Source organism: Thermoflexus sp., assembly GCF_034432235.1.
Taxonomy (GTDB): domain Bacteria; phylum Chloroflexota; class Anaerolineae; order Thermoflexales; family Thermoflexaceae; genus Thermoflexus.
Map to the genome: position 1 here is coordinate 1 of NZ_DAOUCJ010000060.1, position 15,081 is coordinate 15,081.

At 63.6% G+C, this 15,081-nt stretch carries 13 protein-coding genes and 1 tRNA gene; 1 reads left to right on the plus strand and 13 read right to left on the minus strand.

The window, feature by feature from the left end:
- A partial coding sequence (locus tag VAE54_RS07050) for a DNA gyrase subunit A (protein WP_322801241.1) occupies positions 1–183 on the minus strand: 183 nt, incomplete at its 3' end.
- A 568-nt stretch (positions 184–751) separates the two neighbouring features.
- Between VAE54_RS07050 and rplS the strand changes: the two genes are divergently transcribed.
- On the plus strand, positions 752–1,165 hold the full coding sequence (gene rplS / locus VAE54_RS07055; protein WP_322801242.1) for a 50S ribosomal protein L19: 414 nt from the start codon (positions 752–754) through the stop codon (positions 1,163–1,165).
- Positions 1,166–1,220: 55 nt separating this feature from the next.
- Here the strand turns inward: rplS and VAE54_RS07060 are convergent, their stop codons facing one another.
- The 12 genes from VAE54_RS07060 to VAE54_RS07115 form a co-directional block, all read right to left on the minus strand.
- Complete coding sequence (locus tag VAE54_RS07060; protein WP_322801243.1) at positions 1,221–1,529, minus strand: HrpJ domain-containing protein; 309 nt, start codon at positions 1,527–1,529, stop codon at positions 1,221–1,223.
- A gap of 142 nt (positions 1,530–1,671) precedes the next feature.
- Entirely contained in the window at positions 1,672–3,018 is a 1,347-nt protein-coding gene (locus tag VAE54_RS07065) for a hypothetical protein (RefSeq protein WP_322801244.1), read from the minus strand.
- Complete coding sequence (locus VAE54_RS07070) at positions 3,008–4,159, minus strand: deoxyguanosinetriphosphate triphosphohydrolase (protein ID WP_322801245.1); 1,152 nt, start codon at positions 4,157–4,159, stop codon at positions 3,008–3,010. The genes VAE54_RS07065 and VAE54_RS07070 overlap by 11 nt, the downstream gene beginning before the upstream one ends.
- A 125-nt stretch (positions 4,160–4,284) precedes the next feature.
- Positions 4,285–6,075: a threonine--tRNA ligase gene (gene thrS / locus VAE54_RS07075; protein WP_322801246.1), complete on the minus strand. Its 1,791-nt coding sequence runs from the start codon at positions 6,073–6,075 to the stop codon at positions 4,285–4,287.
- 421 nt (positions 6,076–6,496) lie between these two features.
- Positions 6,497–6,570, minus strand: a tRNA-Val gene (locus VAE54_RS07080).
- Between the two features lie 145 nt (positions 6,571–6,715).
- A complete protein-coding gene (locus VAE54_RS07085) occupies positions 6,716–7,933 on the minus strand; it encodes a hypothetical protein (protein ID WP_322801247.1) in 1,218 nt (405 codons plus the stop codon).
- An 82-nt stretch (positions 7,934–8,015) separates the two neighbouring features.
- Positions 8,016–9,092 (minus strand): M23 family metallopeptidase, encoded by a 1,077-nt coding sequence (locus tag VAE54_RS07090; protein ID WP_322801248.1) that lies wholly within the window; start codon positions 9,090–9,092, stop codon positions 8,016–8,018.
- On the minus strand, positions 9,016–9,747 hold the full coding sequence (locus tag VAE54_RS07095) for a response regulator transcription factor (RefSeq protein ID WP_322801249.1): 732 nt from the start codon (positions 9,745–9,747) through the stop codon (positions 9,016–9,018). The genes VAE54_RS07090 and VAE54_RS07095 overlap by 77 nt, the downstream gene beginning before the upstream one ends.
- A 377-nt stretch (positions 9,748–10,124) precedes the next feature.
- The gene (locus tag VAE54_RS07100; RefSeq protein WP_322801250.1) at positions 10,125–10,790 is read right to left on the minus strand and encodes a hypothetical protein; all 666 of its coding nucleotides are present in this window, start codon (positions 10,788–10,790) and stop codon (positions 10,125–10,127) included.
- A 1,406-nt stretch (positions 10,791–12,196) separates the two neighbouring features.
- The gene (locus VAE54_RS07105) at positions 12,197–12,568 is read right to left on the minus strand and encodes a hypothetical protein (protein WP_322801251.1); all 372 of its coding nucleotides are present in this window, start codon (positions 12,566–12,568) and stop codon (positions 12,197–12,199) included.
- A gap of 89 nt (positions 12,569–12,657) precedes the next feature.
- A complete protein-coding gene (locus VAE54_RS07110; RefSeq protein WP_322801252.1) occupies positions 12,658–14,205 on the minus strand; it encodes a WD40 repeat domain-containing protein in 1,548 nt (515 codons plus the stop codon).
- 272 nt (positions 14,206–14,477) lie between these two features.
- Positions 14,478–15,081: hypothetical protein (locus VAE54_RS07115; RefSeq protein ID WP_322801253.1), on the minus strand; the 604-nt coding region annotated here is incomplete at its 5' end.

Consider the following 15,081-nt stretch of genomic DNA (forward strand, 5'->3'; position numbering starts at 1 on the left):
GTAAGGGGCGTTCGGATGCAGACCCATCTCATGCATCACATACAGAATCCGGCGCTGCACCGGCTTCAGCCCATCCCGCACATCCGGCAGCGCCCGCGCCACAATCACGCTCATGGCGTAATCGAGATAGGCGGTCTTGAGCTGTTCCTCGATGCCCACCGGGATCACGTTCTCCATTGTCATCTACCGGACCTCCCTGAGATCAAGCTGGCGCCGTTCGAGCCCGCCCCGGGCGGGCCGGGAGGGTTCGCACGGCCGGGTTCCCATTTCCCCTCTCTATGGCCCGAGGGATGCCGGAAGGGGAGAATCCTCGGGGGTTGGGGAGCTGCCTCCGACGCCCCCAACCCATGGGATCTCCCTGAGGGGAAGAGAGCCCTCGCCCCGAAGATGATGCCGATGATCCGAAGGGGGCCATCCGGGGGAACCCGTGCCGTTCTGGAACCTCCCCAGGCACAACCTTAGCGATTCTACCTGAAGGGATAGGAAGGCGCGAATTCCCTGGGGGGGGTGGAGCCTGTTGCCTTCGGGGGCCGATCCCGTCCTCTTTCTTCCCGGGAGGAGAACAGGGGTTCCTGAGGCCGGTCGGAGCGTCGGAAGCGCCCCAGCTCGAAGGAAAAGCCCGGTAACCCGGCAAAGCCATGTTGTCAGGATCCCCAGCGCTCTTTATAATTCATCCCTGCGTCTATGATCTGTCTGAAAAGAGAATCAAGGCCATGGGCGGGTGGGAAACTCTCCTGGCGAGGGAAGCGGGATGAGCGATTTAATCCTTCAGCAGCTGGAGCGGGAATGGGTCGCCGGCCGTTCGGTGCCGGAGCTCCGCCCGGGGGATGTGGTGCGGGTGCATGTTCGGATTCGAGAGGGAGATAAGGAGCGGGTGCAGGTGTTCCAGGGGACGGTGATCCGCATCCGGGGCAGCGGCACCGGGCGCACCTTCACGGTGCGGCGGATCGCCGCCCACGGGATCGGGGTGGAGCGCACGTTCCCCCTTTACTCCCCCCGGATCGATCGGATCGAGGTGGTGCGGCATTCCCGGGTTCGCCGGGCCCGGTTGTATTACCTGCGTGAGCGCTTCGGCAAGGCGGCCCGCCTGAAAGAGCGCCTGATCGCCGCCCCGGAGGCGGCGGAGCCAGAAGAAGCCATAGAGGCTCCGGAAGCCGAATCCTGATTCTCCCATCGGGCGCCCCGCGCCGGTAGGGACGACCCAACGGGTCGCCCCTACCTCATTGACCTTCCAGGCGGCGGCGCAGGCGACGGCGCAGATCGCCGGGCCACGACTCCGCGGGGCGCTGGGGGCGGCTCTGAACGAGGCGCCGGATCGCGGCGCGGATCTCCTCGGGATCGTAGCCTTCGAGGGAGGCGGCTAGGCGTTGCAGGAGCTGCTGTTCCTCGGGCGAAAGGGGGCGGCCGATCTCCTGATCCAGCTGGGTCAGCGCCAGCAGCAGCGCCCGCTCGTCTTCCGAGAGGTCCGGCAATCGTTCCAGAAGACGCCGGATCGCCCCGGGGGGGATCGCGGATTCCGATAGGCTCACGGATCCTCCTTGGGGGAGGGGTGGGTTTCACCGCCCTGCTCTGCTCATGTTATACCGATTTCCCATAGAGCCGGAATTCCACCATGTGTTCCCTCCAGGGGTCTCTCTCCTCTCGGGATCCTCTCATGGAAAGCCGCGCTCGCTATTTCGGCTCCCGAACCGGACGCAATGCGGATTCCACGATGTAAACCGGCATCCCGCCGATCATGCAGGCTGAGCCGATCCGTTGCCGGCACAAGGCCCCGGGAAGTTCCACGCGATACCGAGATCCGGCGCTTTCCACCGGGACGGGATTCCCCATCCCATCCATGGCGCCCCGCAACCTCCCCTGCCGTTCCAGAGCGATCGATTGAGGCCGGGGGAAGCGGGACCAGGCGATCCAGACCCTTCCGTTCAGCTTCTGAACTTCCACCACGGTCACGGAATCCCGGCGGATCAGGCGGGCATGGATGGCATCGGCCAAGACATGGATGGCCACTCGATACGCGTGGAACGCGGGGCGCAGCGAGCCGTCCTCCCGCACAAGGCCGAAGGGCTCCGGGTTGGCGAAGTGGTCGGTGGGGTTGTCGATCAACTTGTAGATCGCGAACCGCTCGGTCCCGGCCGCGAGGGCCATGGCCACGGCCTGCCCGATGAACGCCGCCTGCTCTTCCAGGGCGACCCGGAACATGGCGTGGGGAACCGGCCAGGACGGATCCTCGGAAGGCGCGGCGTTGGTTTCCGTCAGCCAGATGGGCTTGTCGAAACCGTGGGCCTGCATCCGCTCATGGTGCCAGCGGATCAGGTCGTAGAGGCTGTCCGGGTTGAAATAGAGGTTGACGCAGAGGCCGTCAAAATAGCGGTTGTAGCGAGGCGCCTCCGGATCGCGGTCCAGGGCCTCCAAGAAGCGCTCAAAGTAGGGCCGGCGTCCATAGACTGCATCCCACCAGTAGGTGAAGGCCCCAAGGAGCACCCGGTTCTCCCGATTCAATCCTTTCAGCGTGCGATAGGATACCCGCAGCAGGCGGACCAGATCCGCTTCCGTTCCGCCCCATGTGTAGCCCGGGTAGGAGGGATCCCAGATGTCCGGTTCATTCCAGATGATCCAGGTTCGGATATATGGGTAGGTGGTGGCCAGGCGGCGCAGGAAGGCAGCCCACCGGTTCTCCGGCCGGCTTTCTTCTTCGTAGAGGCCTCTCGGGACCCCCGGGATCCGCGGGTCGGCGCGGGCCCATCCAGGGGTCCCCAGCACGAGGGCGACGATCTCCCGACCGGCCCGATGCTCCGCCTCCAGCCGTTCCGCTGGCCACGGCGGGTTCCAGTCCTCCGGGCCGTTCGGCTGGATCTCATGCCAGGCGAAGCGCACCCGCGTCCAGGCGACGCCCAGCTCGGCGGCGCGTTCAGGGGCTTCCGGGGATTCCACCACGCCGAACCGGGGATCCGGCGGCGCGGCGGCCAGAAGGAGGGATCCGAGGAGGGCGAGGACCGTATGTTTCCGGCTATAACACATCGGTGACCTCATATAGGCGGCGGTATTCTTCGAGGGCGAATCGATCGGTCATCCCGGCGATGTAATCGCAGACCACCCGATGGAGATCTCCTTCCTCCCGGATGCGATCCTGAACCCAGTAGGGGAGCTGTTCGGGCTCCTCGATGTAGGCCCGGAAGAGCGCCTCGAGGATGCGTTCCGCCTTGGCCTGCATGCGCACGACATAAGGGTGGCGGTAGAGGCGTCGGTAAAGGAACGCCTTCAGCTCCTGGACCTTCCCGGCCATGGCCTCCGAGAACCCGGCCAGGGGAAGGGGATGATCCCGGATCTCATCGGGGGAACGGGGCCGGAGCTCCTGCAGGCGCCGATCGGTGGCGGCGATCACGTCCGTCACCATCATCCCGATGAGCCGGCGCACCAGCCGGTAACGGATCAGGTCGTTGAACCCCTTCCCATCCCAGCCGATGGCGCGCTGGAGCTCCTCCCAGAGCGCAAGGCCATCGAGATCCTCCGGGCGGATCAGGCCGGCGCGCAGGCCGTCGTCCAGATCGTGGGCGGTGTAGGCCAGCTCATCGGCCAGGTTGGCGATCTGGCCCTCCAGGGTCGGGCGGCGGTGGGGCTCGAAGTCCCGGATCAGGGGATGATCATATTCCGTCTCATGCTTCACCAGCCCCTCCAGGACCTCATACGTCAGGTTGAGGCCACGGAACTCGGGGTACCGGCGTTCCAGATGGGTCACGATCCGGAAGGATTGGGCGTTGTGTTCGAACCCGCCGTGATTCCGCATCAGACGGTCCAGGGTCTGCTCCCCCGCGTGGCCGAAAGGCGGATGGCCCAGGTCGTGGGCTAGACAGATGGCCTCCACCAGATCCTCGTTGACCCCCAGGGCCCGGGCGATGGTCCGCCCGATCTGCGCCACCTCCAGGGTATGGGTGAGGCGGGTGCGGTAGTAGTCGCCCTCGGTGACGATGAAGACCTGGGTTTTGTGCTTCAGCCGGCGGAAGGCGGTGGTGTGAAGGATGCGATCCCGATCCCGCTGGAAGGCCGTGCGGTAAGCGTGCTCGGGCTCCGGATGCTGTCGGCCCCGGCTGAGCCGGCTGCGCTGGCCGTAGGGGGCCAGGATCTGATCTTCCAAGGCCTCAAGATCTTCGCGGGTGCGCATCCCGGGCTCCATAGCGAAGGATGCGGAAGGCCTCTGCATGCATATGGCGGAAGGGGGGCGGGCGGGTCGCCGGAGGCGATTCCCACCGCCCCCTGCTCTCCCGGGAAGAGGCTGGCGCGGGAACCTCACAGGCCGCGGCGAGCGCGAATGGCCTCCAGGGCACGGTTCAGGAACGCCTCCAGGCTCATCGCCCCCAGATCCTCGCCGGTCCGCAGGCGCACAGCCACGGTGCCCGCGGCCTGCTCCCGATCTCCCACGATCAGCATATAAGGGACTTTTTGCAGCTGGGCGTCCCGGATCTTGGCCTGCATCCGCTCGCTGCGATCGTCCACCTCCACCCGCAGGCCGGCTTCCCGGAGCCTGACTCCGATCTCATGGGCGTAGGAGACGTGGCGGTCGGTGATGGGGATGACCACCGCCTGGACGGGGGCCAGCCAGACCGGGAAGGCACCGGCGTAGTGTTCCGTCAGGATGCCGATGAAGCGCTCGAAGGAGCCGAAGATGGCCCGGTGGATCATCACCGGGCGCTTGGGCGCGCCGTCCCGATCCATATACTCCAGCCCGAATCGCTCGGGCATCTGGAAATCCAGCTGCACGGTGGCCAGCTGCCAGTCCCGGCCGATGGCGTCCTTCACCTGGACGTCGATCTTGGGCCCGTAGAAGGCGCCCTCGCCTTCCTTCAGGCCGTATTCGATGCCCCGGCGCTCCAGGGCCTGGCGCAGGGCCTCCTCGGCGATCTCCCACAGCTTCGGGTCTCCCATCGCCTTGGGGGGCTTCGTGCTCAGGAAGAACTCCGGCTGGAAATCGAAGATGCGGTAGAAACTGTAGATCAGGTCCAGGACGCCGTCGATCTCCTCCAGGATCTGATCGGGCCGGCAGTAGATGTGGGCGTCGTCCATGGTGATCTGCCGCACCCGCAGCATCCCGTGGAGGGTCCCCGAGCGCTCAAAGCGGTGCAGCCGCCCGATCTCGTTCAGCCGCAGCGGGAGATCCCGATAGGAGCGCAAACGGGAGCGATAGATGATCGTGGACTCCGGGCAGTTCATCGGCTTGAGGGAGAACTCCTGCCCCTCCACCTCCAGCAGGAACATGTTCTCCTTGTAGTGCTCCCAATGGCCGGACTGTTCCCATAGCTTCCGGTGGACCAGGATAGGCGTGGAGATCTCCTGGTAGCCCCGGCGATCGTGTTCCTCCCGCCAGAGGCGCTCCAGCTCGCGGAAGATCACCATCCCCTTCGGGTGCCAGAAGGGGGCGCCCGGTGCGATCTCGTGGAAGGAGAAGAGATCCAGCTCCCGGCCCAGGCGCCGGTGGTCGCGTTTTTTGGCTTCCTCCAGCCGCCAGAGATACTGCTCCAGCTGCTCCGGCGTCTCCCAGGCGGTCCCGTAGATGCGCTGGAGCATCGGACGGCGCTCATCGCCGCGCCAGTAGGCCCCGGCCACGTGGAGCAGCTTGAAGGCCCCCGGGTGGATCTGGCCGGTGTGTTCCACGTGGGGGCCGCGGCACAGGTCTTCAAACGTGTCGTGCCGGTAGGTGGTGAGGACCGGGCGCTGGCCGGGCGGGAGCGGGTTGCCGTATTCGTCGGTGCCGCGCTGGAGGATGTCCTCGATGAGCTCCAGCTTGTAGGGCTGATCTTTGAAAAGCGCGCGGGCCTCCTCCGGGGTCACCTCGCGGCGGATGAAAGGATGGTTCCCGGCGATGATCTCCCGCATCCGCGCCTCGATCCGCTCCAGGTCCTCCGGCGTCAGCGGGCGGGGCAGGTCGAAGTCATAGTAGAAGCCGTCCTCGATGGGCGGCCCGATCCCCAGCTTGCCCTCGGGGAACATCTCCAGGACCGCCTGGGCCATGATATGGGCGCACGAATGGCGGATGCGATAAAGCCATGTATCCTGATAGGGCACGATCTTCTTCTGCGGCATCTGGAGCCTCCTCAAAGGGCCTGGAAGGGCCGGAAATCCCGGGCTGCGCCCGGTCCAGGGAAGGCCATAGCGATCCGGTCGGAAAAAAACGCGCCTCCCGTCCCATCGGGACGGGAGGCGCGGGCCTCCCGCGGTTCCACCCCATTTCGACCGCGCCCCGCGCGGTCGCCCTCTTCGCCCGTTAACGGGGGCATGCCGTCCGCCCCTACCCCGGCCGTGCCGGATCGGAGCGGCCCCTCCGGGGTGGTATCCTCCCGGCCGCCACGACGGGCCCTCTCAGCCGGCGGGGCCCGCGCTCTGGCGTGACGGGATTCGGAAGGACGTGTCCCCTTCGTCGGGTTGGTCGAGCGGGGGGCTGTCTGAGCCTCCCCGCCTCGGAGAAGGCAAAGGCCCGCCCCCGAAGGGGCGGGCGCCCGGCGGATGGGCGGTAGAGGACTCGAACCTCTGACCTCCGCGTTGTCAACACGGCGCTCTCACCACCTGAGCTAACCGCCCATCTCACTTGAGATTATAACGGGAAGAAGCGCAAGGGGCAAGGACCGTTTCAGGGCCTTCCGGCCGCGCCTCGCGCCGTCTTGAGGGCATCCGTCCGATGCAAGAAGAACGCTACCCCCGCGCGGCAGGCCCGGACGCTCTGGGACTATCGGGATGTTCCCTTCGGATTCCAGGCTGCGCCATAAGGAGGGCGCGTTGTCACAGCCAGGGGATATCGCTGACGGGTGGTCAGGTCATAGATGATCAGCCGCTCGAGGGAAGGCCCTTCGCTCTGGATCAGGATGAAGCGGCGACCATCGGGCGCCCAGCTCTGAGCCTCGCCCGGAACTCCCAGGGCGCCCAGCTCGGAGATCCGGTAGGCCGTCCCGTCCCGTTCCACCAGCACGATGCCTGCCATGCCGGTCTTGCCGATCAGACGCAGGCCATCAGGAGACCATTGCAAATCCTCGTAGGGGATCCGCACCGGCGAAGATGCGTGTTCCATGATGATCGTTCGTTCCCCCGCCACGAGATCTACCATCACAAGAGGTCCTTCCTCCCCATGGGCATAAATCAGCTGTTTGCCATCGGGGGTGGGGGCGAAGCCGTCGTAGGGCCAGATCGTGCCATCCACCCGCATTCGGGCCTCCACGCGATCGATGGACACCACCTCGATCCCCCCCACGTTCCCCGATGGGCCCTGTTTGAGATAAGCGATGCGTTGCCCATCGATCCACTTCGGCGGGGTGGGGAATCGATCCACGGGCCGGCCATGCAGGTCGATGGCCCGGGCCACATACGCGTCCTTCCGCAGCGTCCGGGGCGAGCCATCGCCTGGACGCAACACATAAAGGTCGCCGTCGGCGTCCGTGTAGGCCAGATGCTGACCATCGGGAGACCAGGCCGGTCGGCTATACAGGCCGGGGCGATCCAGCAGGGGGCGGACGAGGCCTGCCTCCAGGTCAGCCAGCATCAGGAAAGCGAACGCACATGGCGAAAGCCGCAAATAAGACAGGAACGCGATCCGGCGGCCGTCCGGAGCCCAGGCGAAGGCGCCGTCCAGCCCGGCATGGAGCCTGACGTTCTGTCCAGTATCCGGATGGACAAGCCAGAGCCCGTCGTTCGAGTAAGCGATCATCCCGGTGCCATCGAGGGGTGGGAAACGGGATTCGCGGGGGGGCTCCGCTGAAGGGGGAACGCATGGGGATACGGAAGGGGATCCGGTTGGACCAGGTATGAGGGAGGCCGGGCCCGGGGTAGAGGTCCTGGAAGGCGTCGCCACCGGGCTGGAAGGGGTTGTCGCGGCGCAGGCGGCTGCCCATCCGGCGAGGGCGAACAGAAGCCACGCCATCCATCGTCGGGAGACCAGCATGAAACACACCATCTTCTCCCTCCTCTCGGGTTTTAGGTCATTCATCATGGCCCGGAGTGTTCATGTACCTGGTTGGAATATTTGGGATCATTCATCATCGATACATATAACCACAAACCCCAACGCCATTTGGATATAGACTATTCTCATTGAACACGTACAGATCTCGCAAGTCAACCGCATCTGAACCGCTTTGGGTGTGGAAATGCAGGTGTGGTCCTGTCGAATTCCCTGTATTCCCAGAATAGGCGATCAGCTGAGAAATTGCGACTTCCTGTCCAGGGCTCACAACAAAGCTCTGAAGATGAGCATAATATGATGTGTAAACGCGAGAGTAGATAAAATCTGTGCTAATTTTAATCAAATTTCCATATCCTGTATTATCCCATCCGGCAAAGTCCACCCAGCCACGCTGAGCAGCGTATACCCCGGTGCCCACGCTCATCGAGATGTCGGTTGCATAAGCAGCTGGGCCTGTATGATAGGGGGAGCCACAATTTACCGTATAGGTTGGACCAGCAGAGGTGGGTACACGCCAGCCTGCTGGTGCCGGAATGACTCCAGTGATATTGATAGACCTTGAGGTCTCTTTGGAAGGCCGCGATAAGGGATGAAACGATGACCCGAATGCCTCTGCCAAAGTATAGGGAGTGCGCTCGGATAGTTTGAACGAGCGAATCATGCGCCAATATATCTCGCCTAAAGATTCGTATCCGTTTGTCCAGATGAACCAAACAGTTCGCCCATGCGGAATATTTACAAATCGAAAGGAAGTCATTGGAGAGAGGCCATAAACTGTAATCGCTGGTTTATTAGAAACAATTAAACTGCTTTTTTCAATGATTTGAATCTCATGTTCAGAAAACGGGCTGCTTATTTGTTGATACATGGTTGTCCAATCTGACATGTTCTGATTTGGATCTCGTTCTACCGTATATAATCCAACAACTACCTGGATTGGATGAGTGGTTCCGTGCATTGGGCTGAAGATCACCACTCCACCATAGCGATCCGCACCATCGTCACGTGGTGTGATCTGCCAATCGGCTGGATGATCGATCGAAAGCGGAAATCGGTATAGGTCGACCAGGAGTTCATCCTGCGGGTGGGCTGGGGATGGCGGGTGATTCAATCCAGTCCGGCTCGATGGCTTCCAGGAGGGTGCGCTCATCGGGCATTGGCTCCAGATCCAGCAGGGCGGCGCAGCGCGGGTCCCGCAGACCGCCCCGGACCAGCCAGCGGGCCAGATCCACCCGGTCGGCTCGCCCCAAGCGCTCAAGGGCCCGGCTCAGGTGGGTGCGCACGGTTTCCTTGGAGCATCTTAGCCAGCGAGCGATTTCCTTGTCGCTCAACCCGTGGGCGGCCGCCCAGGCGATCTGGCGCTGACGTGGGCTGAGAGCGGCCCAGGGAGCTCCCCATGTGCGCCACCAGTCTTCAACACGGTAGACAGTCTCCAGCGTCCAGAGGGGGCGGCCCTCCAGGGCGTGGGAAAGGGCGGGGAACAGCGGATCGCAGGACGATTCCCAGCCCAGGCAGCCGAGCGCCCCGGCGCGGTATGCCAGGGCTTCAACGGCAGGGTGAGCGGTGTGGACGAGAAGGAGAGCGCGGAGGTCCGGAAGGGCAGGCCGGATCGAATGGAGGAGGCGGGCGCCGCTCTCGTCGGGGAGGTCGAAGCGGATCAGCAGGAAAGCGACGGGATGGCCGTGCAGGGCGCGCCGGGCATCGGCGGCGGTAGAGGCGATCCAGGCGAGGGGGAAGCCCCAGGCGGCGAACCACGACCGCCACGCCATCTGATGGAGGGGATCCGGATCCACCAGACCGATCATCTCTGCATCTCCCATGGATGCCGTGCGATCCATTCTCACAGATCCAGAGGGGAGCCTGCCCGCTTCGCCCCTCGCTTTCAGGATAGCCGCCTTGGAGGACCTTGTCACTGTGGAAATTCCCGGTCCCCACCCTGTGGATTTCCACAGGGGAATGGGCGAGACAGCCGCTGGCCAGTGGACCCCCGGCCTGGAGGTCGGAGGGTCAAGCCGTTGAGCGACGGCCTGTGGGCGCCAGGCCGCGGGGAATCCTCAGCGCGTTTTGTCTCCATATAGATATACCCGCCAACTCGCCCTGGGGTTGGGGGGCATCCGGGCAGATCGGGGCGAAGCCGCGAGGGGGAACGTTGCGAAAGACACAACCAGGGGGGATTGCCGGTTCACGGATCCTGCGCTCGGATCGCGATCCGCTGCGAGCCGAATACGAAGGGGGCACGAACTTCCCGTTCCCGGATCGAACGGTAGGGATCGAACCCATAAACGACCCGCATCTGGTAGATCCCAGGGGTGGAGGGAAGGATGACCTCCCCGGTCAGGATCGCTTCGGTATCCGGATCCAGATGGATCGTCCACGCCTGGAGGCCCCGGAAGGGAATTTGCCGGAAATTGAAGAAAAGGAGCATGGCGTAGTCCGCCCCCTTCTCTCCTTTCAGGTTAGATGCCCAGATGGCGATCGGCAGCGGCTTGCCCGTTTTTCCATCGACCACAGTCCGTTGTCCTCCAGGTCGAGAGGGATGATCCCAGGGCCATCGAGGGGGGCGAACGAGCGCGACGCCGAGGCTAAGGGTCACTTCTCGAGGGACGGGGGCCCCGTGGAGGATGGGGCGCATCTCCCGTGCGGGGCGGTTGCTCGAGCCCACACGGATTCGAGCTCGCCGGCCGACCAGCCTCGCATCCATAGAAAGGCGCTCGACCGGATCGGTGGAGAAATCCAGGGGATCCAGGAAGGCGATGACGATCAGATCATGCAATCCTTCCCCGGGAACATCGATATGCATGGGCAGCTCCACATCTCCTCCCGGCAGCAAGGGAATCAGATGAAGCACCCCATATTTCCCATTGAGCTCAAAGGCCAGGATGGCGGTTACCAGCACGGTGATGGGTTGCCCCGCATGGAGGATCAGATACGGGGCGAAGGGCTGACCAGGGGATAGTAAAGATCTCCTCGGTCTGCGGCCTTTGAAGCGGGGGCAGATGCCGATGCTCCGGCCAGACGAACCCCAAACCTGCTCCACGAGTCGGGATCCCCCAATCCACAATCGGCCGCTGCGTTTCGTGGACAATCATACCCGGGATCTCACCCGGAGGAAGCGGCCGATCCGTTGGCGGATGGCGACATCCGAGGCTTATAAATATGACGCTTCCCACCAGGATAGCCACTTGCTGCTTCAAGCGCATCTTCATCTCGGATCCTCTTATGCAGAATCCGGGCTTTCTTACCAGTCGCCGGGCTGATGGAAAAAGACGCTAAAAGCCGCATCCAGTCGCCGTGTCGCTGGTTTTGAAATCGTCATCGGCGTAACCATCTGTATGGAAAGATTCGGCGTAGATGTTGCGACAAACAACCGGATACCAGAAATACGTGGTGCAGGTGGCGCGATGCCCTGAACGATGATCCTAGCACTGCGACCACCAGCTGGACGGCTGGGAGAGCGGTCGGAGGAAGCCATCCACCCAAATTTGCTGCTCGAAGAGATCGGAATCGCTTGTATGTGAGCCATAATGCCCGAATCCCGCGGGTTCCCAGTGAATCCAGGCGTCCGTATATCCACTACGATAAAGGGCCATGGGGTCGATCGAGAGTGGGGCTGCTTCGGACGCCTTAAGCGCCCGAATCGGCGTTCGCCGGATTGCTCCCGGTTCGAACACCTTATATCCACTTGCTCCGGGAACCATGCCGGGAAATGATGGGCCCAGTTGAGGATCCAGTACGGTTGTCGTATTGGATTCGGATTGGGGCGTGGCTTCAGCAGAGGGGGGCTCTGTTTGTGCATAGACAATCTCCGTCCACATTTCCGGTGGACGCACTCAAGAGAACAGCCAGAACGATTCGTTCAAGTATCTCCTGGATCCGCATTGCTCGCCTCCTGCGGGAGATCAGTCTCTATTTGAAGCTTATCCCATTGTGTTGTTCTCATGGTCCCCATCGATGAGGGATCGGTCTGTCCCGATCGTGGGGGGACAGGGGCCGGTGGCCCGGATAGGTTGGAGCCAGCGGGGGATGGGGCCGGTGGAAGGGGCAAACCTTCCGGCGATCCTCCCTTTCCTTTGAGAATCGATTTCGATTCTGTCCCGCCGGCGCGGGCTGGGGTTCCCCTAAGGAGGGGCAAAGACAGATGGAACCCCCGGATCCACAGGGTGCAAGGTGCCCAGGGGCGGGGCACCGCTTCACCCGGTTCCGCCGGAGCTGGTTCTCGGGCCTCTGCATTACAGACAAGTATCTCTGGCGAATTCAACGCAGGGACCATAAGCGCACGGTTCCATCGATGGAGCCGGAAGCCAGGGTCTGTCCATCCGGTGAAAGCTTCAGGGCCACGATGGCATCTGTGTGTCCGTTCAGAGACTGAAGGAGCGCTCCATCCGGCACCCGCCAGATCCGTATCCCTCCATCCCCGGTGCCGGAGGCCAGCCAGGTGTTCCCCGGCCCGAAAGTCAGGCGAAGCACCGCCTCGGAGCCCGCTGGCCAGCGGGCAACCGGCTGTCCGGTGGCGGTTGCATATAAAGCGATCCAGGTGCCAGGAAGCCCGCGCTCCGCCACCGCCAGCCATTCACCCCCGTCTGACAGCGCGAGGGCTTCAATGGCCATCCCGGTCGTCGACCTCACGGGCGGCCGCCTGGCTCCCGTGGAGACCTGCCAGATCCCAATCTCCCGGCCATCGGAGGCAGCCACCCAGGTTCCATCCGGTGAGAAAGTCACCAAAACAGGGGGGGTTCGGAAAGCCATCCCAGATGACGGATGATCTGTCCATCGGTGCGGCGGATCAGCCGGAAGCCGCCCTCCGAATCGCTCAGGGCGAGGATCTTCCCATCTGGCGAGAAGGCAGCCCCACCTCCTCCCCCGGGGATCCAGAGCGTGCGCGTTCCATCCGCCGTCCGCCAGATCCCCCATCCAGCCGCTCCCGTTGGGTGGGGATCGGGGGCCAGCGCCCAGCGGCCATCGGGAGAGAGGGACAGAGCGGCCATAGGCTCCGCAGATAGATTCAGGCGCTGCACGCGTTGGACCCCATGGCCGGTGACCCTCCAGAGGGATACAATCCGCTGAGGGGTATCGATGGGTCGCTGGCTGTAGGTGGCGATCCACAGCTGATCCTTCCCAAAGGCCAGGTCCAGCACTGGCTCCAGATATCCCTCCCAGCGACCCTCCTGTGTCCCTTCTGGGAGGCGTCGGATCTCCACAGTGCCCCCCGAGGAAGCGATGGCCAGCCGCAAGCCCTCCGGATCGAAGGTTAGCCCGACGATAGCGCTTTCGGACACCTCACTTTGCCATCGGAGGTGGAAACGCATCCCAACCTGCTCCCAGACCTGCACGGTTCCCCCGTCGGTGCCCACGGCCAGCCACCGGCTGTCCGGCGAGAAGATCAGATGGCGGATGGCTCCTCGACCGCTGATGGAAAGCTGCCGCCCAAGCGATCCCTCGCCCCCGGAATAGAGATATACCTCCTTGGCGATCCCAACCGCGAGCCACGCGCCGTCCGGGGAAAGGGCGAAGGTCCGGGCAATCTCTCCGGGCGGGAGAGGCCATTCCGTCTGGTGAATCAGGGAGCCGTCCTGGATCCGCCGCCATTCTCCCCGGGTGGGACCTACCAGGATCAGTGTCTTCCCATCCGGAGCGAAGGCGAGCCATCCGGCCTCATATGAGGGGATCGGCTCGAGCTCTTCACCTTCGGGGAGGCGGATCCGGCGCACTTCAGATTTCGAGGGAATCCAGGCCAGCTGGCGGCCGTCCGGTGAGAAGGCCAGGGTGGGGGATTCGAAGCCGGGATCGATTGTCCTGGGGAGGACCCGGATTCGCTGGGGGTTTTCTTCCAGGTGGGCCCACAGCCACAGATCTCCTCCCACCAGGGCGGCCAGCCAGTGGCCATCCGGAGAAATGGCCAGGGCCTTCAGCCGGGCCGGGAGGGTCTGTCGCCATATCACGGCTCCGGTCTGGGGGGCGATGCCCTCCAGGCTAACGGTAGTCCCCACGATCAGCGGGGATCCCCTGGAGCTCCAGGCGATCTCCCGCAGGATGCCCTTTCCGATCACCTGTTCCAGGCCGAACCCCGGAAATACCGTGAGGGCCTCCCGGGTCGGGGAAGGAGGAGGCAGGGGGCTCTTTCCCAGCTCGGGGGTCCGGACTCCTCCCTGGGCCGGTAGGGAAGGAGAAGGCACGACCGGGGGGATAGCGCGGTATTCACAGGCAGCGATCCCCCATATACCGATCCCAATGAGCCCGAGAAGCATATTCCACATCCTGCGCATCGCCGTATCTTCTCCTCCTATGGGGCCCTTTGTGCATGGCAGGGTGTCGAATAATCGAAACGATAAAGATGTCGCAATATCGACGGGTGATACCTGATAAGGTTGGGCGTTTCGACATGGATAGTGAGGGCTTCCATTACAGTAATTATCAAGACCCGTGATTCGTCCAGTAAACGGTGCATAGACATATACAGTAGGCATGGCCCCCTCCATTTCATGGATTAATAACATTCAATGATTTTGACAGTTTAATGATAGATTCTAGTTTGGAATCATGCTCGCCGATAAGTAAGAAGGTATAGGACATTTTGTTGAATCCAGAGCACCAGGTGTCCCTGGGCGCTGGGGAGCCGCAGCCCTGGCCGGGGGGTGAAGGACACCTTCTCCGGAAAGATGGGCTCCTCCGGCCGCTCCGGTCGATAGACCGGCCACACCGGATACGGACGGGGATAAAACGGCTGCGCCACCAGACGCACCCTGGGTTCGCCGCCCGGCTCCCCGAAAGCCAGCGAGACCGAAAAGATGGCACCGGATTTCCGGAACACCGTAGCCCAGGCCCCCTGGAACTCCAGGCCCGGGGGAGGCGGCGTGGGCCAATAGAGATAGAGGGGGAAATTCAGGCGGGGGGGCCAGGCCTCCAGGGGCTCCATTGGGTGGGTATCGCCGCGCAGTTCAGCCTCCGCCTGGGGGTCTGCGGTCTGGCACAGGATCGGCGCTGGCGTGTGCTGGACCCATCGAGGAATGGGGGTGCCGGGGGGCAGCAGCAGGAAGCCTTCCCACAGCTCCCCCTCGCTATCCGTGGGGGGTGTGGGGGGAGCCGCGGCCGCTGGGACGGGCCGGCCCAGGCCCCGCAGGGCGATCCATCCGGCCAGGGCG

Bases quoted from the DNA above. Each gene is read 5' to 3' on its own strand.
- rplS (WP_322801242.1), top strand. From the start codon at position 752: ATGAGCGATTTAATCCTTCAGCAGCTGGAGCGGGAATGGGTCGCCGGC.
- VAE54_RS07065 (WP_322801244.1), bottom strand. From the start codon at position 3,018: ATGTGTTATAGCCGGAAACATACGGTCCTCGCCCTCCTCGGATCCCTC.
- VAE54_RS07070 (WP_322801245.1), bottom strand. From the start codon at position 4,159: ATGCGCACCCGCGAAGATCTTGAGGCCTTGGAAGATCAGATCCTGGCC.
- thrS (WP_322801246.1), bottom strand. From the start codon at position 6,075: ATGCCGCAGAAGAAGATCGTGCCCTATCAGGATACATGGCTTTATCGC.
- VAE54_RS07085 (WP_322801247.1), bottom strand. From the start codon at position 7,933: ATGGTGTGTTTCATGCTGGTCTCCCGACGATGGATGGCGTGGCTTCTG.
- VAE54_RS07090 (WP_322801248.1), bottom strand. From the start codon at position 9,092: ATGAGCGCACCCTCCTGGAAGCCATCGAGCCGGACTGGATTGAATCAC.
- VAE54_RS07095 (WP_322801249.1), bottom strand. From the start codon at position 9,747: ATGATCGGTCTGGTGGATCCGGATCCCCTCCATCAGATGGCGTGGCGG.
- VAE54_RS07110 (WP_322801252.1), bottom strand. From the start codon at position 14,205: ATGCGCAGGATGTGGAATATGCTTCTCGGGCTCATTGGGATCGGTATA.